16 protein-coding genes and 1 pseudogene are annotated in these 20382 nt (G+C 43.9%); 7 read left to right on the top strand and 10 right to left on the bottom strand.

The window, feature by feature from the left end; translation table 11 throughout:
* Nucleotides 1-6 precede the first annotated feature (6 nt).
* From ACK5MF_RS02245 to ACK5MF_RS02205, 9 genes are all read right to left on the bottom strand, one after another.
* Nucleotides 7-951, bottom strand: a complete 945-nt coding sequence (locus ACK5MF_RS02245) for an HlyD family secretion protein (protein WP_416918949.1) — start codon at nucleotides 949-951, stop codon at nucleotides 7-9.
* A gap of 116 nt (nucleotides 952-1067) precedes the next feature.
* A complete protein-coding gene (locus tag ACK5MF_RS02240; protein ID WP_416918947.1) occupies nucleotides 1068-2048 on the bottom strand; it encodes a DHH family phosphoesterase in 981 nt (326 codons plus the stop codon).
* Nucleotides 2049-2214: 166 nt separating this feature from the next.
* The gene (locus tag ACK5MF_RS02235) at nucleotides 2215-2925 is read right to left on the bottom strand and encodes a hypothetical protein (RefSeq protein WP_416918945.1); all 711 of its coding nucleotides are present in this window, start codon (nucleotides 2923-2925) and stop codon (nucleotides 2215-2217) included.
* 193 nt (nucleotides 2926-3118) lie between these two features.
* On the bottom strand, nucleotides 3119-4747 hold the full coding sequence (locus ACK5MF_RS02230) for a methyl-accepting chemotaxis protein (RefSeq protein ID WP_416918943.1): 1629 nt from the start codon (nucleotides 4745-4747) through the stop codon (nucleotides 3119-3121).
* A 421-nt stretch (nucleotides 4748-5168) separates the two neighbouring features.
* Nucleotides 5169-5447 carry a 50S ribosomal protein L25 gene (gene rplY / locus ACK5MF_RS02225; RefSeq protein WP_416918941.1) on the bottom strand — a complete coding sequence of 93 codons (279 nt, stop codon included), beginning with the start codon at nucleotides 5445-5447 and terminating at the stop codon, nucleotides 5169-5171.
* 195 nt (nucleotides 5448-5642) lie between these two features.
* The gene (locus tag ACK5MF_RS02220; protein ID WP_416918939.1) at nucleotides 5643-7019 is read right to left on the bottom strand and encodes an ATP-binding protein; all 1377 of its coding nucleotides are present in this window, start codon (nucleotides 7017-7019) and stop codon (nucleotides 5643-5645) included.
* The gene (locus ACK5MF_RS02215; protein ID WP_416918937.1) at nucleotides 7009-7668 is read right to left on the bottom strand and encodes a response regulator transcription factor; all 660 of its coding nucleotides are present in this window, start codon (nucleotides 7666-7668) and stop codon (nucleotides 7009-7011) included. Before ACK5MF_RS02215 ends, ACK5MF_RS02220 begins: the two co-directional genes overlap by 11 nt.
* The gene (locus ACK5MF_RS02210; protein ID WP_416918935.1) at nucleotides 7665-8081 is read right to left on the bottom strand and encodes a PepSY domain-containing protein; all 417 of its coding nucleotides are present in this window, start codon (nucleotides 8079-8081) and stop codon (nucleotides 7665-7667) included. Before ACK5MF_RS02210 ends, ACK5MF_RS02215 begins: the two co-directional genes overlap by 4 nt.
* 89 nt (nucleotides 8082-8170) lie before the next feature.
* Nucleotides 8171-9937, bottom strand: a complete 1767-nt coding sequence (locus ACK5MF_RS02205; RefSeq protein WP_416918933.1) for a DEAD/DEAH box helicase — start codon at nucleotides 9935-9937, stop codon at nucleotides 8171-8173.
* Between the two features lie 103 nt (nucleotides 9938-10040).
* On the opposite strand from ACK5MF_RS02205, the gene rsuA reads away from it, so the two are divergent.
* From rsuA to ACK5MF_RS02190, 3 genes are all read left to right on the top strand, one after another.
* Nucleotides 10041-10736: a 16S rRNA pseudouridine(516) synthase RsuA gene (gene rsuA, locus ACK5MF_RS02200; protein WP_416918931.1), complete on the top strand. Its 696-nt coding sequence runs from the start codon at nucleotides 10041-10043 to the stop codon at nucleotides 10734-10736.
* A 167-nt stretch (nucleotides 10737-10903) separates the two neighbouring features.
* Complete coding sequence (locus tag ACK5MF_RS02195; protein ID WP_416918930.1) at nucleotides 10904-12112, top strand: Bcr/CflA family multidrug efflux MFS transporter; 1209 nt, start codon at nucleotides 10904-10906, stop codon at nucleotides 12110-12112.
* Entirely contained in the window at nucleotides 12112-12771 is a 660-nt protein-coding gene (locus tag ACK5MF_RS02190; protein WP_416918928.1) for a DUF2913 family protein, read from the top strand. Before ACK5MF_RS02195 ends, ACK5MF_RS02190 begins: the two co-directional genes overlap by 1 nt.
* Nucleotides 12772-13006: 235 nt before the next feature.
* On the opposite strand, the pseudogene ACK5MF_RS02185 reads toward ACK5MF_RS02190, so the two are convergent.
* Nucleotides 13007-14445, bottom strand: a pseudogene (locus tag ACK5MF_RS02185) (DUF2867 domain-containing protein).
* Between the two features lie 100 nt (nucleotides 14446-14545).
* On the opposite strand from ACK5MF_RS02185, the gene ACK5MF_RS02180 reads away from it, so the two are divergent.
* From ACK5MF_RS02180 to ACK5MF_RS02165, 4 genes are all read left to right on the top strand, one after another.
* Nucleotides 14546-15922 (top strand): MATE family efflux transporter, encoded by a 1377-nt coding sequence (locus ACK5MF_RS02180; protein WP_416918926.1) that lies wholly within the window; start codon nucleotides 14546-14548, stop codon nucleotides 15920-15922.
* Nucleotides 15923-16043: 121 nt separating this feature from the next.
* Nucleotides 16044-16715, top strand: a complete 672-nt coding sequence (locus tag ACK5MF_RS02175; protein ID WP_416918924.1) for an ABC transporter ATP-binding protein — start codon at nucleotides 16044-16046, stop codon at nucleotides 16713-16715.
* Nucleotides 16696-19149: an ABC transporter permease gene (locus ACK5MF_RS02170; RefSeq protein ID WP_416918922.1), complete on the top strand. Its 2454-nt coding sequence runs from the start codon at nucleotides 16696-16698 to the stop codon at nucleotides 19147-19149. Before ACK5MF_RS02175 ends, ACK5MF_RS02170 begins: the two co-directional genes overlap by 20 nt.
* Nucleotides 19149-20273 (top strand): lipocalin-like domain-containing protein, encoded by a 1125-nt coding sequence (locus tag ACK5MF_RS02165; RefSeq protein ID WP_416918920.1) that lies wholly within the window; start codon nucleotides 19149-19151, stop codon nucleotides 20271-20273. The genes ACK5MF_RS02170 and ACK5MF_RS02165 overlap by 1 nt, the downstream gene beginning before the upstream one ends.
* The last annotated feature ends 109 nt before the right edge of the window (nucleotides 20274-20382 follow it).

Raw genomic sequence — 20382 nt, 5'->3', positions numbered from 1 at the left:
TTGTACTTAGGGGATATCGACTTGAGCTGGAATTCCTGACGGCAGATCTTGAGCATCTTCCGCTAAGTCAATTTCTGCCAGATACATTAATCGAGCTCGTTCATTCTCTGTCAGTGCATAATAGGGCGTAAATGAAGGGTCATTGGCAATCCAACGCAACGTTCCTTTGTAGGTTTGCTCTAGTCCATCAATATGTACAACCAGAGTGGTTCCTTGGGTTAATTTGACCCGGTAAGGTTCCGGCACGTATACGCGAGCATAAGGCGCGTTATTGGCTTGAACTACTGCAACAATACTACCGATAGAAACGCGTTCACCCAGATTGTAGGGCAGGTTATCTAATACTCCGTTACGCGTTGCGACGATAGTAAGTTCATTGAGTTTTTGCTGTTGGACTGTGGTATTAGCAATGGCGGCTGCCAGCTCAGCTTTTGCCTGCTCTATATCTTCAACACGAGTACCTGCGGTGAGTTTTGCGAATTCCTCTTGGGCAGAATCAAGCTCGGCTCTTGCTGAGTCTCTGGCTGATAGAGCGGTATCTTTTTCAGATTCACTGAGCAGTTTTTTCGAAACTAACTCCGCTTTGCGGCGATAGTTTTTGTTGGCTTCGGTTAATTTTGCCGTTGCTAAGGTCACTTTAGCTTGAGCAACAGCAATATCCTCAGGTCGTTCACCATTCGTTAGCTTAGTTAGGTAAGCATTAGCTTTCGCTTGCTGCGCTAGCGCTTGTGCAAGCACGGCTTGTTGGCGGGTTGTGTCCAACTTAACCAAAACGTCGCCAATGTTAACTTGACTGCCTTCTTTTACGGGTAGTTCTCGGATGATTTCATTGCTGGTGGCAGAAAAGGTAACTCTGTCTCTTTCTAATGTGCCAAGAGCTTGTACGCTTTTGTCTGGCGAACAAGCCATTAGCATGGGCAGTAAGATCAGAAGAGCGCTGAATAGTTTCATAATAAACTCCGTTAGCAGACGGAGTTTAAAAATAACCGATTAACGTCAATGTCCCAATAACTTTATGTTCAGAAAAGCCTTTTCAGGACACATTATTGCCACAAATTGCTGTGAGTTTACGCAGCAGCGAGTTTGAGCTTTGGTTTGATTAGTTGGTATATGTAGTGGAATTCATCATCAAGTTGATAACTATGGTTGATGATTCCTGCGGCCATGTGTGGATGACCTCCGCCGAAACCTATGCCTGTATGATTTAAAGCTTCGGTGATGATTTTTGCCATATTATTTTGCTTACATTCGGAACGAAGAGAGATGAAGGTCTTTTCGTGGTTTCTGGTACTAAGAACAACCAAATCCACTTCATTGACACCGAGCAAAAAATCGCCTAATACGCCAAGCATGTTTTTTGGGCAACCTTCTGGCAGCATTGCAAAAACACAATTGTTCTCTCTATGCATCGATTCCAGTAGCGAGTCAAATAATGGCAGATCGCCTAACTCGAGTTGATTTCGACATATTTTATTTACCTCTGACATATCTGCTCTGGATTGGAGGAGAATGAGAGCGTCTATATCAGCAGGGCTTACTGCTCGCGTAAAGTTTGCGGTATCAAAGGTGAGCCCAACCAATAAAGCGCTTGCTATACGCTGTGGTATATCAAGTTGAAAATAATTGAAATATTCCACCATGATGGTCGCTGTTGAGCCATATTCTGGGCGAATGTCCGCATACCAAACGAAGTCCGGAGCGACCACTTGATGATGGTCTATCACCGCGACCTCCAACCCAGGGAAGTCGGTAACATTCTTTTCACCAATACAGCCATCAACCACAATAATTTTGTCATTGGGTGTTAGTGCTAATTTGCTTGGTTCGACAAGTGGTATTTCAAGCCAATCAATCAGGTTGCGTAGTGATATTCTATCGACAAATCCGTTATAGGTAATAAACGGAGAGAATCCCTGTTTACGAAGTAAATAGGCCATAGCAAATGCTGACGCTATCGCATCATGATCCGGAAAATCATGGGCTTGTACAATCAATCGCTCATTAGGATTGAGTTTATTTAAGAATTTTTCAAACAATGAAAGATTCATCGTATGTTTCCTACCTGGCAATACATAAAGACAACTTATATTTTTTTGCAAATTTACAATATATCGTACTCAGTGCAAATCATTAGTTGTACTAATGAGTTATTTGTAGTCAATATTGTTTTCATCATCATCGTTTATGGCTAGGCAAGTGCCTTACTTGAAGGTATTAGTTTTTGGCTGCCAGTTTTGCTAATAGGGCTTTTTTCGGTTTTGCCACGATGCCATAAATGAATGCGACTGGTAACCCTACAGCAAGCAGCAGAATAATAGTGACGACAATAATCAGAGTAATGATCAGTTTCCAAAATAGGTTATCTAATACATTGAGTGAAATGCTTGGAATGTGGTCTTTTGACACCGCAAATAGTTTTTCTGTGTTACTGACGAAATCGGGATACTGAGCAAGAATCTCTAGCACGTCGTTGTTAATCGATTCTAAGCTAAGCGCAATACCGGCAAGAGAATCGTTCACCTGAGGCAGTTCAGAAGCTGTGGTTGGAATGGTCTGTAACATACTGTTTACTGAGTTGGTTAATTGCGTCGCACTACCGATCATATCTGACAGCTTTTGCTGATTCTCTGCTGACAGCTCGACATCACTTTTTGCCAATGTATCCAGAGATCCAGACAATGCTTGCATCGCATCGGCTAACTGTTTCGTTGCCTCACCAACGGTCGTCAATTCAACATTCACTGAATTGACTTTGACATCGAGAACCGGAGACTTACTGGTTACAGCCTCGGCTTGCGGCGTTTCTGATGCCAGAACAAAAGAACTGAATAGTAATGAAAGGATTGCCAGCGATAGCACATTTGTAAGTAATTCAGGGACATGTTGAAAACGGCAATGGGCAAGGGATGGGATTTTCACTGTCATAAGTCTGGCCTCTAAGGGAAATAGAATAGTGATGAAAAGTCGCTAACGTCATTATAAACATGAAACTGAGTACATATCGTTATTTTGGTATGTTTATCATGTACTTTAATTGCGACAGAAAGCAAAAAGGAGCCCCAGAAGGCGCTCCTTTGCTGTTGCGTGTGATGATTTTCGTTCAGTCTCGTTAATCGTGTTAGCGGATTTTGAACTGACCTACATCTTTAGACAGTTTGCCAACAGACTTACCGACCCGTTTCGCGACATCATTAATTTCATCAGACAAGCCTTGGCTAACACGATTCTGCTCATTCAGGTGTTCTAGGTTAGCGCTTAGCTCTTCTGATACGCTGCTTTGTTGATCGGTTGCCGTCGCTATTTGCGTTGCCATATCACTCACTATGTTTGCAGATGACTGGATGGATTCAAACATTTGTTGAATATTCAAAGAGAGTTCTACGTTTTTCTCAACTCGATTTGAACCATCCAAAATCGAACTCACCGCATCTTTCACACCATTTTGCAGTTTGTCGATCATGGACTGAATTTCTTCTGTCGATTTTTGTGTTTTACTGGCGAGTGAACGAACTTCATCCGCAACAACCGCGAAACCTCGACCCTGTTCCCCTGCACGAGCGGCTTCAATTGCAGCATTAAGTGCGAGTAAGTTAGTTTGTTCTGCAATATTGCGAATCACTTCAAGCACTGTCGCAATGTTTTTTGACTCGTGTGAAAGTTGCTCAATAACTTGATTTGCCTTTTTAATGGAGTTGGCTAATTGGTTAATTTCATTAACGGAGTTTTCGACGACCTTCATACCTTGTGATGTTAGTTCGGCGGTATGGTCTGTTTCACTGGCAGTGCTTAAAGTACGTTCAGCGACTTCACGAATAGAGACACTGAATTCATTCACTGCTGCCGCAATTTGCTCGATACTTTTTGTCTGTTCACCGCTAACCTGCTGAGCGTTTTCGTGCGTATTTGCCAATTGCAGCGCATTGTTATCTAACGATGCACTGCTTGATGAAATCTCAGTAATTAGCGTCTGAAGCTTGGCGACAAAGTCATCAAATGCAGAGGCCAATTTGCCCAATTCATCGCTACGTTGAGAGTTAATTCGTTGGGTTAAATCACCATCGCCTTCGCTAATTTCTTTGATGCGGCGGGTAAGATCGTTCACGCTGCTTACTAATACCTTAGGCACAATGTAGCTCAGCGCTGCGGTAACAATGATGATAAGAGCAACGAACACGAGCATGTAAAATTGCATTGCCGTGGTTTCATCGGAGAATATATTAACTTCAGTTTTGGCTTGAGAATCGAGTTCTTGGCTAGCAACATCGTAGAGTTGGCGCAGATTTTCAAAATCCTGAGAAACTTTTGAACCAAGCAGTGTCTCTGCTTCTTTGGTTTTGCCACTGTCCACAAGAGTGAAAAATTTATTTGATGATTGTTGCCACGTTTTAAAGCGGTTATCAAAATCGTTTACTTTGGCGATGATGGTGGGGTGAGTACTCATAAGGTTTTTAAACTTCATCATGCGGTCATAGGCTTGCTGCGCATTGTCTTTAAAATCTTGTAAGTCTTCTTTGCCGGGACTGAGCACATAGTGCAGTTGAGCTACGTAGGCTTGGTACAAGTCTCTGTCTGCGTTTAAAACGAAGGAAACGGAAGGGATGAACTGGTGACCAAAACTGTCTACTCCGCTATTGAGTTTTTTGGTTAAAGTTCCATAGCTAACAAATAAAATGATGAGCGATACAACAGCAATTCCCATCGAGATTGAGAGTTTGGCTCGAATGCTTCTAGTTACAATCCTGAACATAAATCACCTCATGTGATAAAAAGTAAAATACAACACTGACGATCATTTTTATTGTTTGTTTAAATTTAGTTGAAAAATAAAATGTCTGTAAAGAATGTGTCTATAGGTATCAATACCTGAGCACATGTCGATAAAATGTGAATTGTCTGAAAATTGAAACAGCTGCGTTTGAAATGATTATGTGATTAGAAGGTTATTCTTTAGGTGTTTGCGTTCGGTGCGCATTGTCTAAGATTGAACAGATTAATCCTGCAATGGGTATTAAAGCAATCGGCTATAAAATTGCAGCGCCTAAAACGGTGAAAGCCCTAACGTTGGTAGCGTCAGGGCTTTCGAATTTTTAGACTTATCAGATGGTAAGGCTGATTTATCTTATATATGCAAAAGGTTGGATTTATCCAACTAATTCCTTGGTGGGGAATTAGATACGGATGAAGTCCATGTGCTCAACTTTTGGCTTAAACACGTGACGTTGTACGTCTTGTGGTTTAACCTTAACTTCAGCACCATCAATCACTAGAACGATACCTTCGTAGAACTCAGGTTTGTCCATTTGGTTCATCACTTCATCGTGGTTTAGAGTGATTGATACAGGCGCAGCCTCACCACCGTAAACGATAGCAGGGAATAGACCAGCGTGACGTAGGCGGCGGCTCGCACCTTTACCTAGTTCAGTACGTACTACTGCTTCAAATTTCATAGTATTTACTCTCAAAATTAGTAAAAAATAAATGAACAACACAATGCGACCTTGTGTTGTATTAACGTTTGATAAACTCAGTATGTCCATCAAAACGAGCGCGGATACTATCATCCAATCAGGGATGTAGCAATAAAAATGTCGTATTGGCGGTGAATCTTTGCTCTATCTATGACTTTATTAAGTTAGCATTCATCAAGCTGTGACAATAGGTAAAGTTAAGGTTGCTTTTAATCCGCCAAGTTGTCCTTTGGTAAGGGACAGTTTACCGCGATAGCTGTGCGTCATTTCGCTCACGATATTAAGCCCTAAACCTGTGCCCGGAACGGTTTCATCCAGGCGAATTCCACGTTTTATGACATGTTCGATATCTTGTTCACTGACACCTGCTCCATCATCTTCTACACATATACTGATGCGTTCTGCGTCTTCTTCCACGCTGTACACGCGTATAAGGGAGTCTGCCCATTTGTAGCTATTTTCAAGTAGGTTACCGATCATTTCGTCAAAGTCAGTAGGTTCAACGGCGACAGAAAGATTGGAGTCAAGTTCGTTGACTAAAGTGATATCGCGTTCAGCATAGAGTTTGTCAAACGCAATAGAAATAGCATCCACTCTCTCGCTAGGTTGCGTTTTAACAGCGAGTATATTTGCCGCGCCAGCCATACGGGCACGTCCGAGATGATAGTCAATCTGTTGTTGAATGTGTTCGATCGGCTCTTGTAGTGCTTGCTTATTCTCTTCATTGAGCGTCGCCACTTCGTTTTTGAGCACAGAGAGCGGTGTTTTTAACGCGTGAGACAAGTTGCCCGCGTGGTTGCGTGCTCGTTCCAGCAATTCCTGATAATGAAACAGCAGCGCATTAAGGTCTTTAACTAGCGGATAGACTTCTTTGGGATAGTTTTCACTAAGTGTTGATTGCTCTCCTTTGCGCAATAAAGCGAGCTCTTTTTGCATTTTTCCAAGAGGCCATAGTGACCAAGAAACTTGTGCGCTTATCAGAATTAATACACCAGAGAACAATAGCGCGAGAATGATCCATAGCTGGCTAATCACCTGTTTGAGCGTGGTTTGAATAGATGATTCATCCATACCAACGATAATCTGAATAGGGCGGGAATATTCAGGCAAATATATGGTTTGCGTGAGCACCACTAAGTTTTCGTTTTTTGCACCTTTGTAGACGGATTTGTGGCTACGCAGTTCAACGACTAACGTTTTGTCCCATAGCGAGCGAGAACGAATAGAGTGTTCGCCAATCGTCATCGACCAATAAACACCGCTGTAGGGCTGATTAAAACGAGGATCGGACAGGCGGCGAGAAAGACTCAGTCTGCCTGTTTTATCGGCTTCCAAATTGGCGGTGATTTCATCCATAGAAAGACGAAGTTGGCTTTGTGCATCTTCGATGAGGTAGTCTTTTACCATTGAAGGAATAAGATAACCCGCAGCCAGTATCATCGCGCTTAACCAAAGCGTGGCAGCCAACAATAAACGGTTTTTGATGCTGAGGTGCTTTAACCAAGATCGTTTAAAGCGAGTTCTTTTTAACGGTTCTCGTCTATTGGGCATGTAGTTGGTACCCCAAGCCTCTCACGGTTTTTATCACATCAGGCGCTACTTTTTTGCGGATACGTCCAATGAACACTTCTATGGTGTTCGAATCGCGGTCGAAATCTTGTTTGTAGATGTGTTCAACCAACTCTGTGCGAGAAATCACTTTATCGGGATTATGCATGAAGTAGGCAATAACTTTATATTCCAGTGCCGTCAGGTTCAGAGGTTGCTCTTTCCACATCACCACAGAACTTCGCGTATCCAAACTTAAATTGCCCACTTGCAAAATAGGGGCGGCATTACCAGAGGCTCTGCGTAATTGAGAACGGATTCGCGCTATCAGTTCGACCATTTCAAATGGTTTGGTCAGATAGTCGTCGGCACCAGCATTTAAGCCTTCGACACGCTGGGTGAGCGTGTCGCGAGCACTGAGTATGATGACTGGCGTATTGATTTGTTGGTTTCGCAGGCTGTTGAGAACAGAGATACCATCGAGCTTAGGTAAGCCTATATCTAAAACAACGCAATCCCACTCTTCGGTGGTTGCTCGATAGAGCGCATCTTCACCATCAAAAGAAGCTTCTGGCACCCAGTCAGCATCTTCCAGAGCGTTAGTTATTTGTTCACTCAATTTTAGGTCGTCTTCAACCACAAGAATCTTCATTGCGCGTCTCTATTTTTAATTACGCTTAGTACGTTTCTGCCTTTGATGGACATTAGCTCAAGAGTGGTTGCGTTGTATTCCACGCGTATCACTTTATCTTCATGAACTAATTTTAAATCATATATCCATTCGTCATCCTCTTCTTCCAACTCCACTTTGATCAGACGACCATTAAGCTCATCATCAATGGCGGCGTAGAGTTCAGAAAACGGTTTGATAAGTCCTTTCTGCACTGCAGCGTAGACTTCATCTTGGTTCTCGTCGATTTTGACTTGAGTGCCTTCTTTGTAGGTGTCTTGGATAGGATCGTTAAGCAAAGGTTGTGCAGCGAAAGCCGCAGAGAGTGTAACTACAGCACAAGAACTGGTAAGAAGAGCAATCAAAGTAGCGCTATTGCGTTTTGAATTAAGCATGTAAAGCGTCCGTTACGTCATGATGGGTGCAGTATAAATGCCGGTATATGAATTGGATGTGAATTTTGCCATCCTTAAAATGATAAAATTTACACTAGCTCATCAGCAAAGATTTTGTCGCGCATTTTCCAAAAACGGCCAGATTTTCTGGCAATGACAAATTGTGGCGGACGGAAGCGATGTTGATTGTCGACCACTTTCGACGGTGAGGCTTCATCGAACGGTCGATGTTTGTCTGCCAAATGTGGTCGCACAAAACGCTGTTTAAACACCGCTTTTTGTTTTGCTGTTGTGAGTGCCCAAAATTCGTGTACTTGCGCGTTATTATCACCAACATAAGTCACTTTTAGCTGCGATTTGCCTTTGTCATCTTTATGGATACTCAAATCCATATTGAGACATTCAAAGACAAGAGCATCTTTAAGACTCAGCGCTTCTTTGAGCTTTTTATCGGGGTCAACCAAAGTGGCGTCGCACTCGTGGCAGATGCGAGCAGCAATATCATTGTCTGCTCCACATTCGTTACAGTACTTGGCTCTGAAACGGTAACCACAATGCTTCCGTTGATTGGGTTTCCGTTGATTGGGTTCGCGTTGGTTGGTTTCTTCATCGGTAAAATAGCCCTGGCATTGACGACCATAGTGTTCAATAAGAAAGCCGTTAGCGTCTAGTTTTCCCCAGAAGTTATTGTTGAAACCACAGGCAGGGCAGGGAATAGTGATAATTTCACTGCTGGAATCGGGTTTTGGGTCGCCTACTTCAGGCTGGTATAAATCGTAGTTGTTGCCAGCGTAATCAAGTACCAGACATTCATTTTTCCCTTGGGATAAACGCAATCCACGCCCAACGATTTGCTGATACAAGCTCACTGATTCGGTGGGTCTTAGAATGGCTATTAAATCGACATGGGGAGCATCAAAACCTGTTGTCAGAACAGACACATTGACCAGATATTTAATTTCACGCTGCTTGAAGGCATTAATGATTCGGTCTCGCTCTGCAGAGGGTGTATCACCTATCACTAATGCGCAATGTTCTTCGGGCAATAATCTCATAATTTCTTGAGCGTGACGCACAGTGGCAGCGAAAACCATCACACCTTGTTTATCTTTGGATAGCTCAATGATTTGTGCGACAATCTGTGGTGTTGCTCGTTTAGATTGCTCAATGACTAAATCCAGTTCAGATTCTTTGTATCGTCCTGTATTTGCAGGTTTGAGCTGTGAAAAGTCATAGCTGAGAACAGGTGCATCAATTAAGCGCGCGTGAGTTAGAAAGCCTTCATCCAGCAGATATTGAATAGGCAGTTCGAAAATGCAGTCGCGAAAGAAACGAGGCTCTTCACTGCGTACTAATCCTCGAGTGTGATACTGATAAATCCACCCCATTCCTAAACGATACGGGGTAGCTGTTAAGCCTAGTACTTTCATGCCCGGATTAAGTTCGAGAAGATGTGCAATCACTTTTTGATAGCTGCTGTTTTTATCATCGGGAACACGATGACACTCATCAATAACCAATAAGGAATACTGGTTTTTAAACGCATCTAAGTTACGCACAACCGATTGTACTGACGCGAAGACGACTTGCTGGTCGGTCTCTTTACGTCCTAATCCGGCTGAGAAAATGGCGCCAGTCAACCCATAGCCTTCATACTTTGCGTGGTTTTGCTCAACCAGTTCTTTCACATGAGCAAGTACCAACACGCGACCTTTTGCGAGCCTTGCCAATTCGGCAATTACCAAGCTTTTCCCTGCACCAGTCGGTAGCACTATGACAGCGGGCGTCGAATGCTTGCGAAAGTAGTGAATAACGGCTTTTACTGAGTCAGCTTGATACGGGCGTAGTGTGTACATGTAAGTAGAAAATATTGACCTTATGAGGTTAAATTTTGTGAAATAGCTCAACTATTTTAAGTGAGATGCGTATAATACCTGACTTCAAGCAGATGAGGTATTCATGCGTTTAGATAAATTTTTGTGTGATGCGCTAGGTACAACGCGTAAAGAGTCGACTCAAATCCTGAAAAGTGGCGAAGTTACGGTTGATGGCGAAGTTCAGAAGGTTGGTTCATTTAAGGTTACTGAACAATCGGGCGTTGAGTGGCAAGGGCGCGAAATTAGAATCAGTGGCCCACGCTATATCATGCTTAACAAACCTCAAGGTTTTGTTTGTTCTCACGAAGATGGTTTTAACCAAACTGCATTTGTACTGCTTGATGAAGTGAATATGCACGATTTGCATTTTGCAGGCCGACTCGATGTTGATACCACAGGCTTAGTACTAATTACCGATGACGGTCAATGGTCTCACCGTATTACGTCTCCCAAGCATAAATGCGACAAAATTTATCGTGTTTGGCTTGCAGATCCTATTGAAGCAGATTACCAAGCAAAATTTGCAGCCGGTATTGAACTGCGTAACGAACGAGAGCTAACACTTCCTGCACAAATGGAAGTGATCGATGAACAGCAAGTGCTTCTGACTATTCATGAAGGAAAGTATCATCAGGTGAAACGAATGTTCGCCGCATTAGGCAACAAAGTTGTGGGGCTTCATCGTGAACGTGTGGGCAATATCGTGCTCGATGAGACTTTAGAGCCGGGTGAATATCGTTATCTTACAGAACAAGAAGTGGCTTCAATCTGGAAATAATCATTCTGACTCGTTTTGTTGGATAAACTTGTGGGGAAACTTCATGTCTTCGCCACAAGCAACGTTCTAATACCGTTCTCATTACCTGGACGTATGGTCCTTCTTTTAAGCTATTATTAAGTGCGTCACCTCAGTGAAGTACTTGTTCTCAACTCGACTGGAGATTTATGACTTCGAATACTACGACGTCGACCAATGGCGCCGCTAAGATAAGCTTTGTAATGTTTATCGTTCTGGGGGCGATAGGTGCCCTGACCCCGCTGGCTATCGACATGTATTTGCCTGCAATGCCTGCTATTGCCAAAGATTTAGGTGTCAGCGCCGGTGCAGTACAAATCACACTGACTGCGTATACCTCAGGTTTTGCTATTGGTCAGCTTCTGCATGGACCGCTAGCTGATAGCTATGGTCGTCGACCTGTCATGCTGGTGGGTATCGTTCTGTTCGCCATTGCTTCAATCGTCAGTGCAACCACTAATGGTATTGATGCATTAACTTATGTTCGTACTGCGCAAGGTTTTGCGGGAGCAGCCGCTGCCGTGGTTATTCAGGCGGTTGTTCGTGACATGTTTGACCGTGAAGATTTTGCTCGAGCAATGTCGTTTGTTACCTTAGTTATTACGCTTGCTCCGCTTGCAGCACCTATGATTGGTGGCCACTTAGCTGTGTGGTTTGGCTGGCGTGCCATCTTCTGGGTACTGGCGATCTTCGCGGTGATTGTGATCTTAATGGTATTGTGGAAAATTCCAGAAACCCTTTCTGCTGAAAACCGCCAACCGTTACATATTCGCAGCACGATTGGTAATTATATTCAGTTGTGTCGTTCCGGTTTCGCTATGGGTTTGATTTTCTCTGGCGCTTTCTCTTTCGCTGGTATGTTTGCGTTTCTAACCGCAGGTTCATTCGTTTATATCGATCTTTATGGTGTGAGCCCAAGTGAGTTCGGTTATCTGTTTGGGCTTAACATTATCGCTATGATTGCCATGACCAGTATTAATGGTCGATTTGTTAAGAAAGTCGGCTCTCATGCTATGTTACGCTTTGGTCTATTTATTCAACTGATGGCGGGTTCTGGTTTGTTCTTGGGCTGGCTATTGGATTGGGGTTTGTGGGGAACAGTACCATTTGTAGTGATGTTCGTTGGTACGATTTCAACCATAGGCAGTAACTCGATGGCACTATTGTTGAGCCGCTATCCAAGAATGGCAGGAACAGCAGCCTCTTTAGCTGGAACGCTAAGATTTGGTACGGGTTCAGTGGTCGGTATGATTGTCGCAGCAATGCCTAGTGGCGTTGTATGGCCGATGATTTTAGTGATGTCGACTTGTTCGCTACTTTCGGCATGCTTCTATTGGACGTTAGGAAGAAAAGCGTAGTGTCAGATTATTACTTAGAAATTCAACATGTAGTGAACTCAGCTCTGGCTGAACTTACCGCTGAGCATGAGTCTGGAAAATTGGTTAACGCACGGGTGGCGAACAACCATTTCTTAGTTCATTGGGTATCTAAAGCCATCAAAGCGCAGCGTTTTGACCGCTGCGTAGTGCCTGATCTAACCCGTTGGCTAAAAGCAGGTCGTTCGAAAGGCAATCAGTCTGAGTTACTGTTTACTTTTAAGCGTATTTCAGCATTTTATAAAACTTTCTTTGAAGGTGATGTTGATAACGTGATTACCGATAAAAAAATCGAAGCATTTTTAGATCAGATGGAACAGGCTGATTGGGAGGTTTCCACTTCGGAACCTTTGGTTGGCGCTGGTAAAGTGCAAATATTTACTGACGGTCAGAACTCGCTAGCGCTCTGTTCAGAACAGTGTGATTCACGCTTTGAGGGCGAGTTAATGGTAAAGCCAATGAACTGGTTTGTTCGCGGCAACCATGCTCAATTCGTCGAAATGGCAAGCGCGGCAGGCTTTATGGTTCATAAGCAGACGGACTATAAATCGAACGTCAAATATCATGGTGAATATCTGGTTTTCCCTGCCAATCAGGGTAAGCAACTGGCTGAGATCCCGTTGTCATACCAACCTGAATAAAAATATGATCAAATTCAATATTGGTGAAATAGCGAATGGGCATCGAACACAAACACGCATGAATTCGTCCCTGAAGCTCCGCCGAGCCATCCATGGCTCGGAGGGTTTGCTTATCGAAACCCATTCACTGATCAGTTAATTTTCCAGATTGGTATCATTTAAAGCGGAATAATTTTTAAAATTCGAATACAGGAAGGACTCTGCGAGAAATCACAGATCCTTTCTACTTATATAACTAAAGACTTGTTCTGTTCGCTTTTGCTTTTCTGATGATGGCTTTTACCATGCCTTTGAAGATAAACAGGTGTGCTGGCATCATGACAAACCAGTACATCAGTCCGTAAAAGCCTCGCGGATGCCACCATGCGGTGACATTCAGCTCACGCTTATCACCATGGTTTTTAATGGTGAACTCCAATCGTCCTAACCCCGGTCCTTTCATACCAAAGAACAGCGATAAAAATTGATTGGCTTCGCAACGAATCACTTTCCAGGAATCAATAAAATCTCCGACTTTAAGCTCCGGGCCCTCAGGACGACGGCGAATGGGCCTTCCGCCACCGAAGAAGATATCTAACCATTCACGGGTGCGCCACAATGAATTGGCGAAAAAGTAACCTTCTTTTCTGCTGCCTATCGTTTTTATTATTTGCCACAGCTCGTTGTGGGTTAATTCTGTTTCAATACTTGCGCTCGCTTGCTTTGGATAATAGCCAAAACCCGGTTGCCATCTTTTCAGTGCGTTAGGTTCAAACCCCCAAACTTTGCTGCGAACAAATGTGCCCTCGTGTTCAATGGTGCTTTTGACCGCATCGCGGTAGCAAATCAAAGCCTGAGGATAACGAGTTGTCAGCGCGTTGGAATCAGCAATATAGTCGTGCTCTAAGCCAGCAAGGAGAGCACGTCCAATGCTCGACGGGACGGATGTCACTACCCCTAACCAGTAAGAGGCCATTTGCGGGGTAAGCAGTGATGTTGACCATAACCGAAACGGTTTGTTTGCGAGTTCACAAATGACCTGAAACTGCTCGCGATAGGAGAGAGTATCTGGGCCTCCGGCCTGATAAAGCTGATGCGAAGTCGGTTGCTCTTTGGCAAGTTGCAGCAAGTAGTGATTCAAGTTTTCCAATGCAATCGGGTTGGCTTTGGAATCGACCCATTTCGGTGTGATAAGAACTGGCAGGTTATAGACAAAATCACGCATGATTTCAAAAGCCGCTGACCCCGGGCCGATAATGACGCCAGCTCGCAGCTCAGTAATGGGTATTTGGCTTTTTCTAAGGATTTGTCCTGTTTGCTGGCGTGCTTCCAAATGCTTGGAATTACCGGTTTGCGGTTGAAGCGCACTTAAATAACGTGTTTTACCTGACTATTATCCAATGCCTGTTTGAAATTATTAGCCAGAGAGAGTTCGTACTCAGCAAAATCATGACCTTGTGCCATACCGTGAACCAAGAAAAACACTAAATCAAAATAAGGCACCAAGTTCATTGTGGCTTGTTTGTCGGCAAGGTCGAGATAGGTGATGGTTAATCTTGGGTGAGCGGTTACTCGCGCTTGTAAATAGTCTATGTGACGAGCTGCGGCGGTAACTTCATAGCCTTCACTTATCAATAGTGGTAACAGCTGTGAACCAACATAGCCGGAAGCGCCTAGCACAAGTACTTTTTTCATTATTTATCCTTGCATTATGTTGGTTAGATTATGCGCGAGTGAGTATAATAGTCGCTTACCTTTTCTCTTTCTATCAAACCTTTGTCTCTAGGGGTGTTGTTTGTCTCTGTTATCTCAAGTTTTACTCCATACCAAAGGCGATTTCTTCCGTCGTTTGGTTGCCATCGCGCTTCCTATCAGCTTGCAGACTCTGCTACTTTCTAGCCGAGGATTGGTCGATGTATTGATGCTTGGGCAGTTAGGTGAAGCTGAAATTGCTGCGGTGGGTGTAGCCGCGCGTGCGACTTTTGTGTCAACGATTATGCTGATCGGAATATCGGCTGGCGGTGCGTTATTATCGGCCCAGTTTTGGGGCGCGGGAGACAGAGATGGAGTGAGAGGAAGCACGGCGTTAACCTGGTTAATGTCGATGATATTTGCTTTGTTCACTGTGGTTCTGTTTATTATTTATCCTCATGACATTATGGCGCTGACCACCGATTCAGAAGTCGTCAATGATCTAGGCAGCCAATACTTAGTGATCACATCCTTTAGCATGTTTGCTATTGCTTGTGCAAACAGCATGGCGATTGGTCTTCGTGCTATGCACAAACCGGGTATCAGCACTTTCTTTAGTGCCATAGGTATTGCCTCTAATGTGATACTCAACTGGATTTTGATTTTTGGTAAGTTAGGTTTTCCAGCACTTGGTATTGAGGGGGCGGCAATCGCAACGCTATTAAGTGGCGTGATTGAGGTCGTCTGTCTTTATAGTTACCTCTATAGCCGAAATCATCTTTTGGCGTTCCGTTTTGCTGATATTGTACGAGTATTGGAATTTAACAATGTCGTTCGATTTTTAAAGTTATCTCTGCCGACGACGTTTAACTTTCTTGCTTGGTCTGGCGGTTTATTCACTTACCACGCAATTATGGGACAATCAGGTGTACAGGGCCTTGCTGCGCTTTCCGTTATGACGCCTGTTGAATCTATTTCGCTTAGTCTGTTGATTGGTTTGTCGAATGCGGCCGCGGTATTAATTGGTAATCAGCTTGGCGCGCGCAATTATGAAGCGGTTTATTATCAAGCGATTGGCGTGATTGCTGCTAACTTTATTACCGCGATTTTTATGTCCGGGCTACTGTATTTGCTGCAAATACCCATTCTAAATTCGTTTAGTGCTCTAACGGAAGAGACGCGAGTGTTGGTTGAAAAATTCATGCTGATTTTAAGCTTGGGTATCGTTTTACGCTCAATTCCTATGGTTGCCATTGTTGGGGTATTACGAGCAGGTGGTGATGTGAAATTCTGCCTAGGTCAGGATCTCATTGCACAGTGGATAATTGGTATCCCCCTTGCTGCTTTTGCGGCGCTTTACTTAAATGCAAGCCCTGAATGGATCTATTTGTTATTTTTAACTGAAGAAGTGGTGAAATGGGTCGGGTGTTATTTCCGAGTGAGAAGTAAGAAATGGATGCGGAATTTGATCGGAAGTTGAATTTTGTCTACCGAGTTGCTGTATTTTGTAACAACTCGGTGTAAGTACGCGGCAAAATACTTCCTCCTGAAAGGGAATTAGTGTAGATTCTGAGTCCAATTTTAGTCGACGGTGATGATTGATGTTACAGCTGGTAAACCTGAGCAAAGGATATGTCGATGGTGGTGAATTCCATCCTGTGTTGCAGGGCGCTGAACTGACGATCCACCAAGGCGATCAACTCGCGCTGATGGGGGAAAGTGGCTCAGGTAAGAGTACTCTTTTGAACCTTATCGCCGGTTTAGATATTGTCGATTCAGGAGAAATCTGGTTCCCTGACTTTTCTATGCACAATACTTCGGAATTCCAAAGAACGGCTTATCGTCGCAATAATATTGGTCATATTTTTCAGCAGTTTAACCTTCTTCCTACTCTGAATATTGCCGATAACATACGCTTTTGCCGCCAGTTAAAAGGTTTGCCCGAAGACACTGGCTTATTGCGTCAGATTATTTCAGCATTGGATTTAATGCCCTTGCTTGGTCGCTATCCTGAAGAAGCTTCGGGTGGTCAGCAACAAAGAGCCGCAATTGCGCGAGCGTTATACATGGAACCTAAAATCCTGCTAGCTGATGAACCGACCGGTAGTTTAGACGAGCGTAATGCTGAAGCCGTGATGCGGTTACTGACCACATTGGCAAGACAGCTAAAATGCACCCTTTTCCTTGTGACACACAGTGAGAAGGTAGCTCGTCATATGGATGGATGTATTCGTCTTCAGGGAGGACACCTCCATGTTATGGCCCGTAGTTAAAGCACTACTTGGTCACTATCGTCGCTACCCTTTACAGATCATTCTTGTCTGGTTTGGTCTTACTCTTGGTGTTTCTCTTCTTGTTGGTGTGACGGCAATTAACCAACATGCTCGGCATAGTTATGAGAGTGGTGAAAAGCTTTTCACTAATCCACTGCCTTATCGTATTCGTACTAAGCAAGTTGCCAATAAAATTCCCCAAGGTTTTTATATTCAATTACGCCGCGATGGTTTCCATCAGTGTGTCCCCTTCGACAGTTACCGCTTTACTACACAACTTGGAACAGATGTGACCTTGCTTGGCATCGATCCTGTTGCTCTTGTACCTGTTATGGGGCTGAAGACACTTAATGATATCAAGCCATTGAAATTGATGCAGCCACCGTATCCGGTTATGGTCGGACAGGAGCTCGCGGCCCATCAAGGTTGGGAAGACGGCGACATAATTCCGTTGCATGATGGTGCTCAGATTGGGCCTCTGGTGATTGACCGTAATGGCATGATCAGCGGTACGCGTTTAATTGCGGATATGTCACTGGTTCGCCAGTTAAAGAAAAGTTCGGGTTTTTCTGTGATTGCTTGTGGTCCTATGCCGGAAGAGAAACTTGAAAGACTGGCAAATGCGTTGCCAAATGGCTTGATTTTAGTTCGTAGCACGCGCTCAGAGCTAGAATCGTTAACCAAAGCGTTCCATATGAATCTCACCGCGATGGGAATGCTGTCATTCTTGGTCGGGTTATTTATTTTCTATCAAGCGATGTCTCTTTCTCTGATCCAACGTCAACGTCTGGTCGGTATGTTACGTCAAACGGGCGTCAATGGCTGGCAGTTAGCCCAAGCATTGATGATCGAGTTGATGAGTTTAATTATTGTCAGTTGGATTTGTGGTAATGGTTTAGGGCTATTACTGGCAAACAAACTTATTCCTTCGGTATCGGTGAGCCTCGCTGATTTATATAATGCCAACGTAGGTTTATCGATCGAGTGGGATTGGCAGTGGAGCAGCTACAGTCTGCTTATGGCTGTGTGCGGCGCTTTCGCTTCCTGTGCCTGGCCATTGGTTCGTTTACTGAAATCTCAGCCTATTCGTTTGAGTACACGTCTTTCGCTGGCTCGATTTGCAGGTTCGGAGTTCAGCATTCAGGCATTCGTTGGCGGAGCTTTGGCGATCGCCGCTCTCGCTATCTATCAAGCTCCGAAAACTCAGTCTTCGGGTTACACGATTATTGCTTTAATGCTTGTAAGTACCGCACTATTTACACCTTTCGTTATCTGGAAACTGTTTAACACCTTCTCATACAGTTTGCGTTGGGTGAAAGCGCGTTGGTTCTTTGCTGATGCGGCAGCTAGTATGAGTTATCGAGGCGTTGCTACCATGGCCTTTATGATTGCTATGGCGGCTAATGTCGGTGTTGTCACTATGGTGGGTAGTTTCCGCGAAACAACCGATAGCTGGCTCAACCAACGATTAGCCGCTGACATGTATTTGTACCCCACTAATAACTCAGCTTCGATGATCAGTGGTTGGTTAACCAATCAAGCTGATGTGCAAGAAGTATGGTGGCGATGGGAACGTGAATTCCCGTCCAATAAAGGTACGTTACAAGTAGTGAGCACGGGCGACTCAGAAAGTGAATCTAATTCACTGACCGTGAAACTTGGTATTCCTAATTATTGGCATTATTTGCACCATTCAAAGGGCATTATGATCAGCGAATCAATGGCAATTAAAATGAACTTGAAGCCAGGTGATAAAGTTGACTTGTCTGAGCCTCTTGGTCTTGATTGGCAGGTGGTCGGGGTGTATTACGACTATGGCAATCCTTACAATCAGATTTTAATGTCTCATAGCAACTGGTTGAATGCATTTGCTGGTACAGGCGATGTAGCACTCGCGGTGTTACTTAATAAAGATGCCGATGGTGAGTTGCTAACTAAACGTCTTGATTCTGTGTTTCATCTTGATGCGGAACGAGTGATTGATAACAGTACTATCCACCGACAAGCTATGCGAGTGTTTGACCGCACGTTTGCCATTGCCGATACGCTTGGTAACATAACTTTACTTATCGCTGTTTGCGGGATTTTCTTCGCGACTTTGGCGGGAGAGCTTTCTCGTCAGAAACATACAGCGCTACTACGTTGCTTAGGTGTATCAGGAAAAGAGTTAGTCATCCTTGGTGCACTACAACTATTTGTATTTGGTCTGATCTCAATGCTCATTGCTATGCCTTTAGGTTTAGCGCTAGCAAAACTGGTGATTGACGTGGTCATTCGACAATCATTTGGCTGGACAATGGAGCTTCAATTGATGCCACTGGCTTATGTGAAAACGGTTATGCTTTCAATGTTAACGTTGATTGTTGCTGGGGCGTTACCGATCATGCGCCTTGTGCGTAAAGCACCGATGAAGTCGTTAAGGGACGCTCTGTAATGAAAGTGAGAGTGAGTCTTAAATACCTGATTGGTTTTTTAATCCTTGCGGCTGTGGTTTCAATCGCAAGTATTATTTCTCGTACTTATCAGTTTGACGCTGATGAAGTGCCCAATAACGAAGTGAGTTCTATTTTGTCACTGGATGCAAAGCATGCATTTACACCAGTGTTGCCCAACCATCCAGTTATGTTACCGGCAGACTTTTCATTCCATCCTCAATATCAACATGAGTGGTTGCACTTCTTTGCCAATGTACATGATAAACAAGGGCATACCTATTCCATTCAATGGAGTTATTTCCGTCTCGCTCATGATGGAAGAAATGAAGAACTCGGTTGGTTGAACTCTCAGGTCTATTTTTCCTATACGGTTGTATCGAGCAATAAAAAGGTTTGGAAAGAACAGCGTGTCGCTCGCGGTGGAATTGGACAAGCCGGTATGAATACCCAGCCACTACGTATGTGGATAGACGACTGGACTTGGCGCTCATTGGGCAGAGATCCGTTTCCCGGTCATCTTGATGTCAAAACAGATACATTTAGTGTGTCGCTCTACAGTGATAGAGCGGGACCTTTTGTATTGCCCGGTGATGGAGGCTATCAAAAGAAACACGCGATAGAGCCAGTTGCAACCTATAACCTACAAGTGCCATTCCTTGACGTATATGGGCAGTTAAAATTCGCTAAAGACAGTGACCCCATTGCGATCGAAGGTACCGCTTTCATGGCCAAAGAGTGGGGCAGCGGTTTAATGAGCGATAAGCAGCAGGGTTGGGATAAGTTTGTATTGAAGTTGGATGAATCTACGACTTTGTCGGTCAATCGCTATCGACATGAGAGAGAGTTACCATACATGTTTGGTACTTTGTCTTCAAAAGACAGTACAGTGGTGTTGAACAGCGAAGATATCGTTATGGTGCCACTGAACAAAGTCGTACTCGATGGTGGACGAGTGGTACCTCTTGAATGGCGCATTACCGTAGCGAAATATAACATCGACCTCAAGGTCTCTGCTGCCAACAAACAATCCTGGTTGCCTTTCGTAGTGCCTTATTGGGAAAGCGCAGTGAATACAACCGGTTCTCATATTGTACAAGGCTATATGCAGTTAACCGGGTACTGAGTTAATCGGGAACTGAGTTAACTGGGAACTGATTGTTGCTAGTCCATCAAACGTAAAAAAGGAGCTCATGCTCCTTTTGTTATCTCTGAAGATTATATATTTCAAGTTC

The sequence above is a fragment of the Vibrio sp. genome, assembly GCF_047973365.1.
Taxonomy (GTDB): domain Bacteria; phylum Pseudomonadota; class Gammaproteobacteria; order Enterobacterales; family Vibrionaceae; genus Vibrio.
The sequence above is the reverse complement of the archived record's forward strand: the minus strand, read 5'-3'. Positions and strand labels throughout refer to the sequence as shown.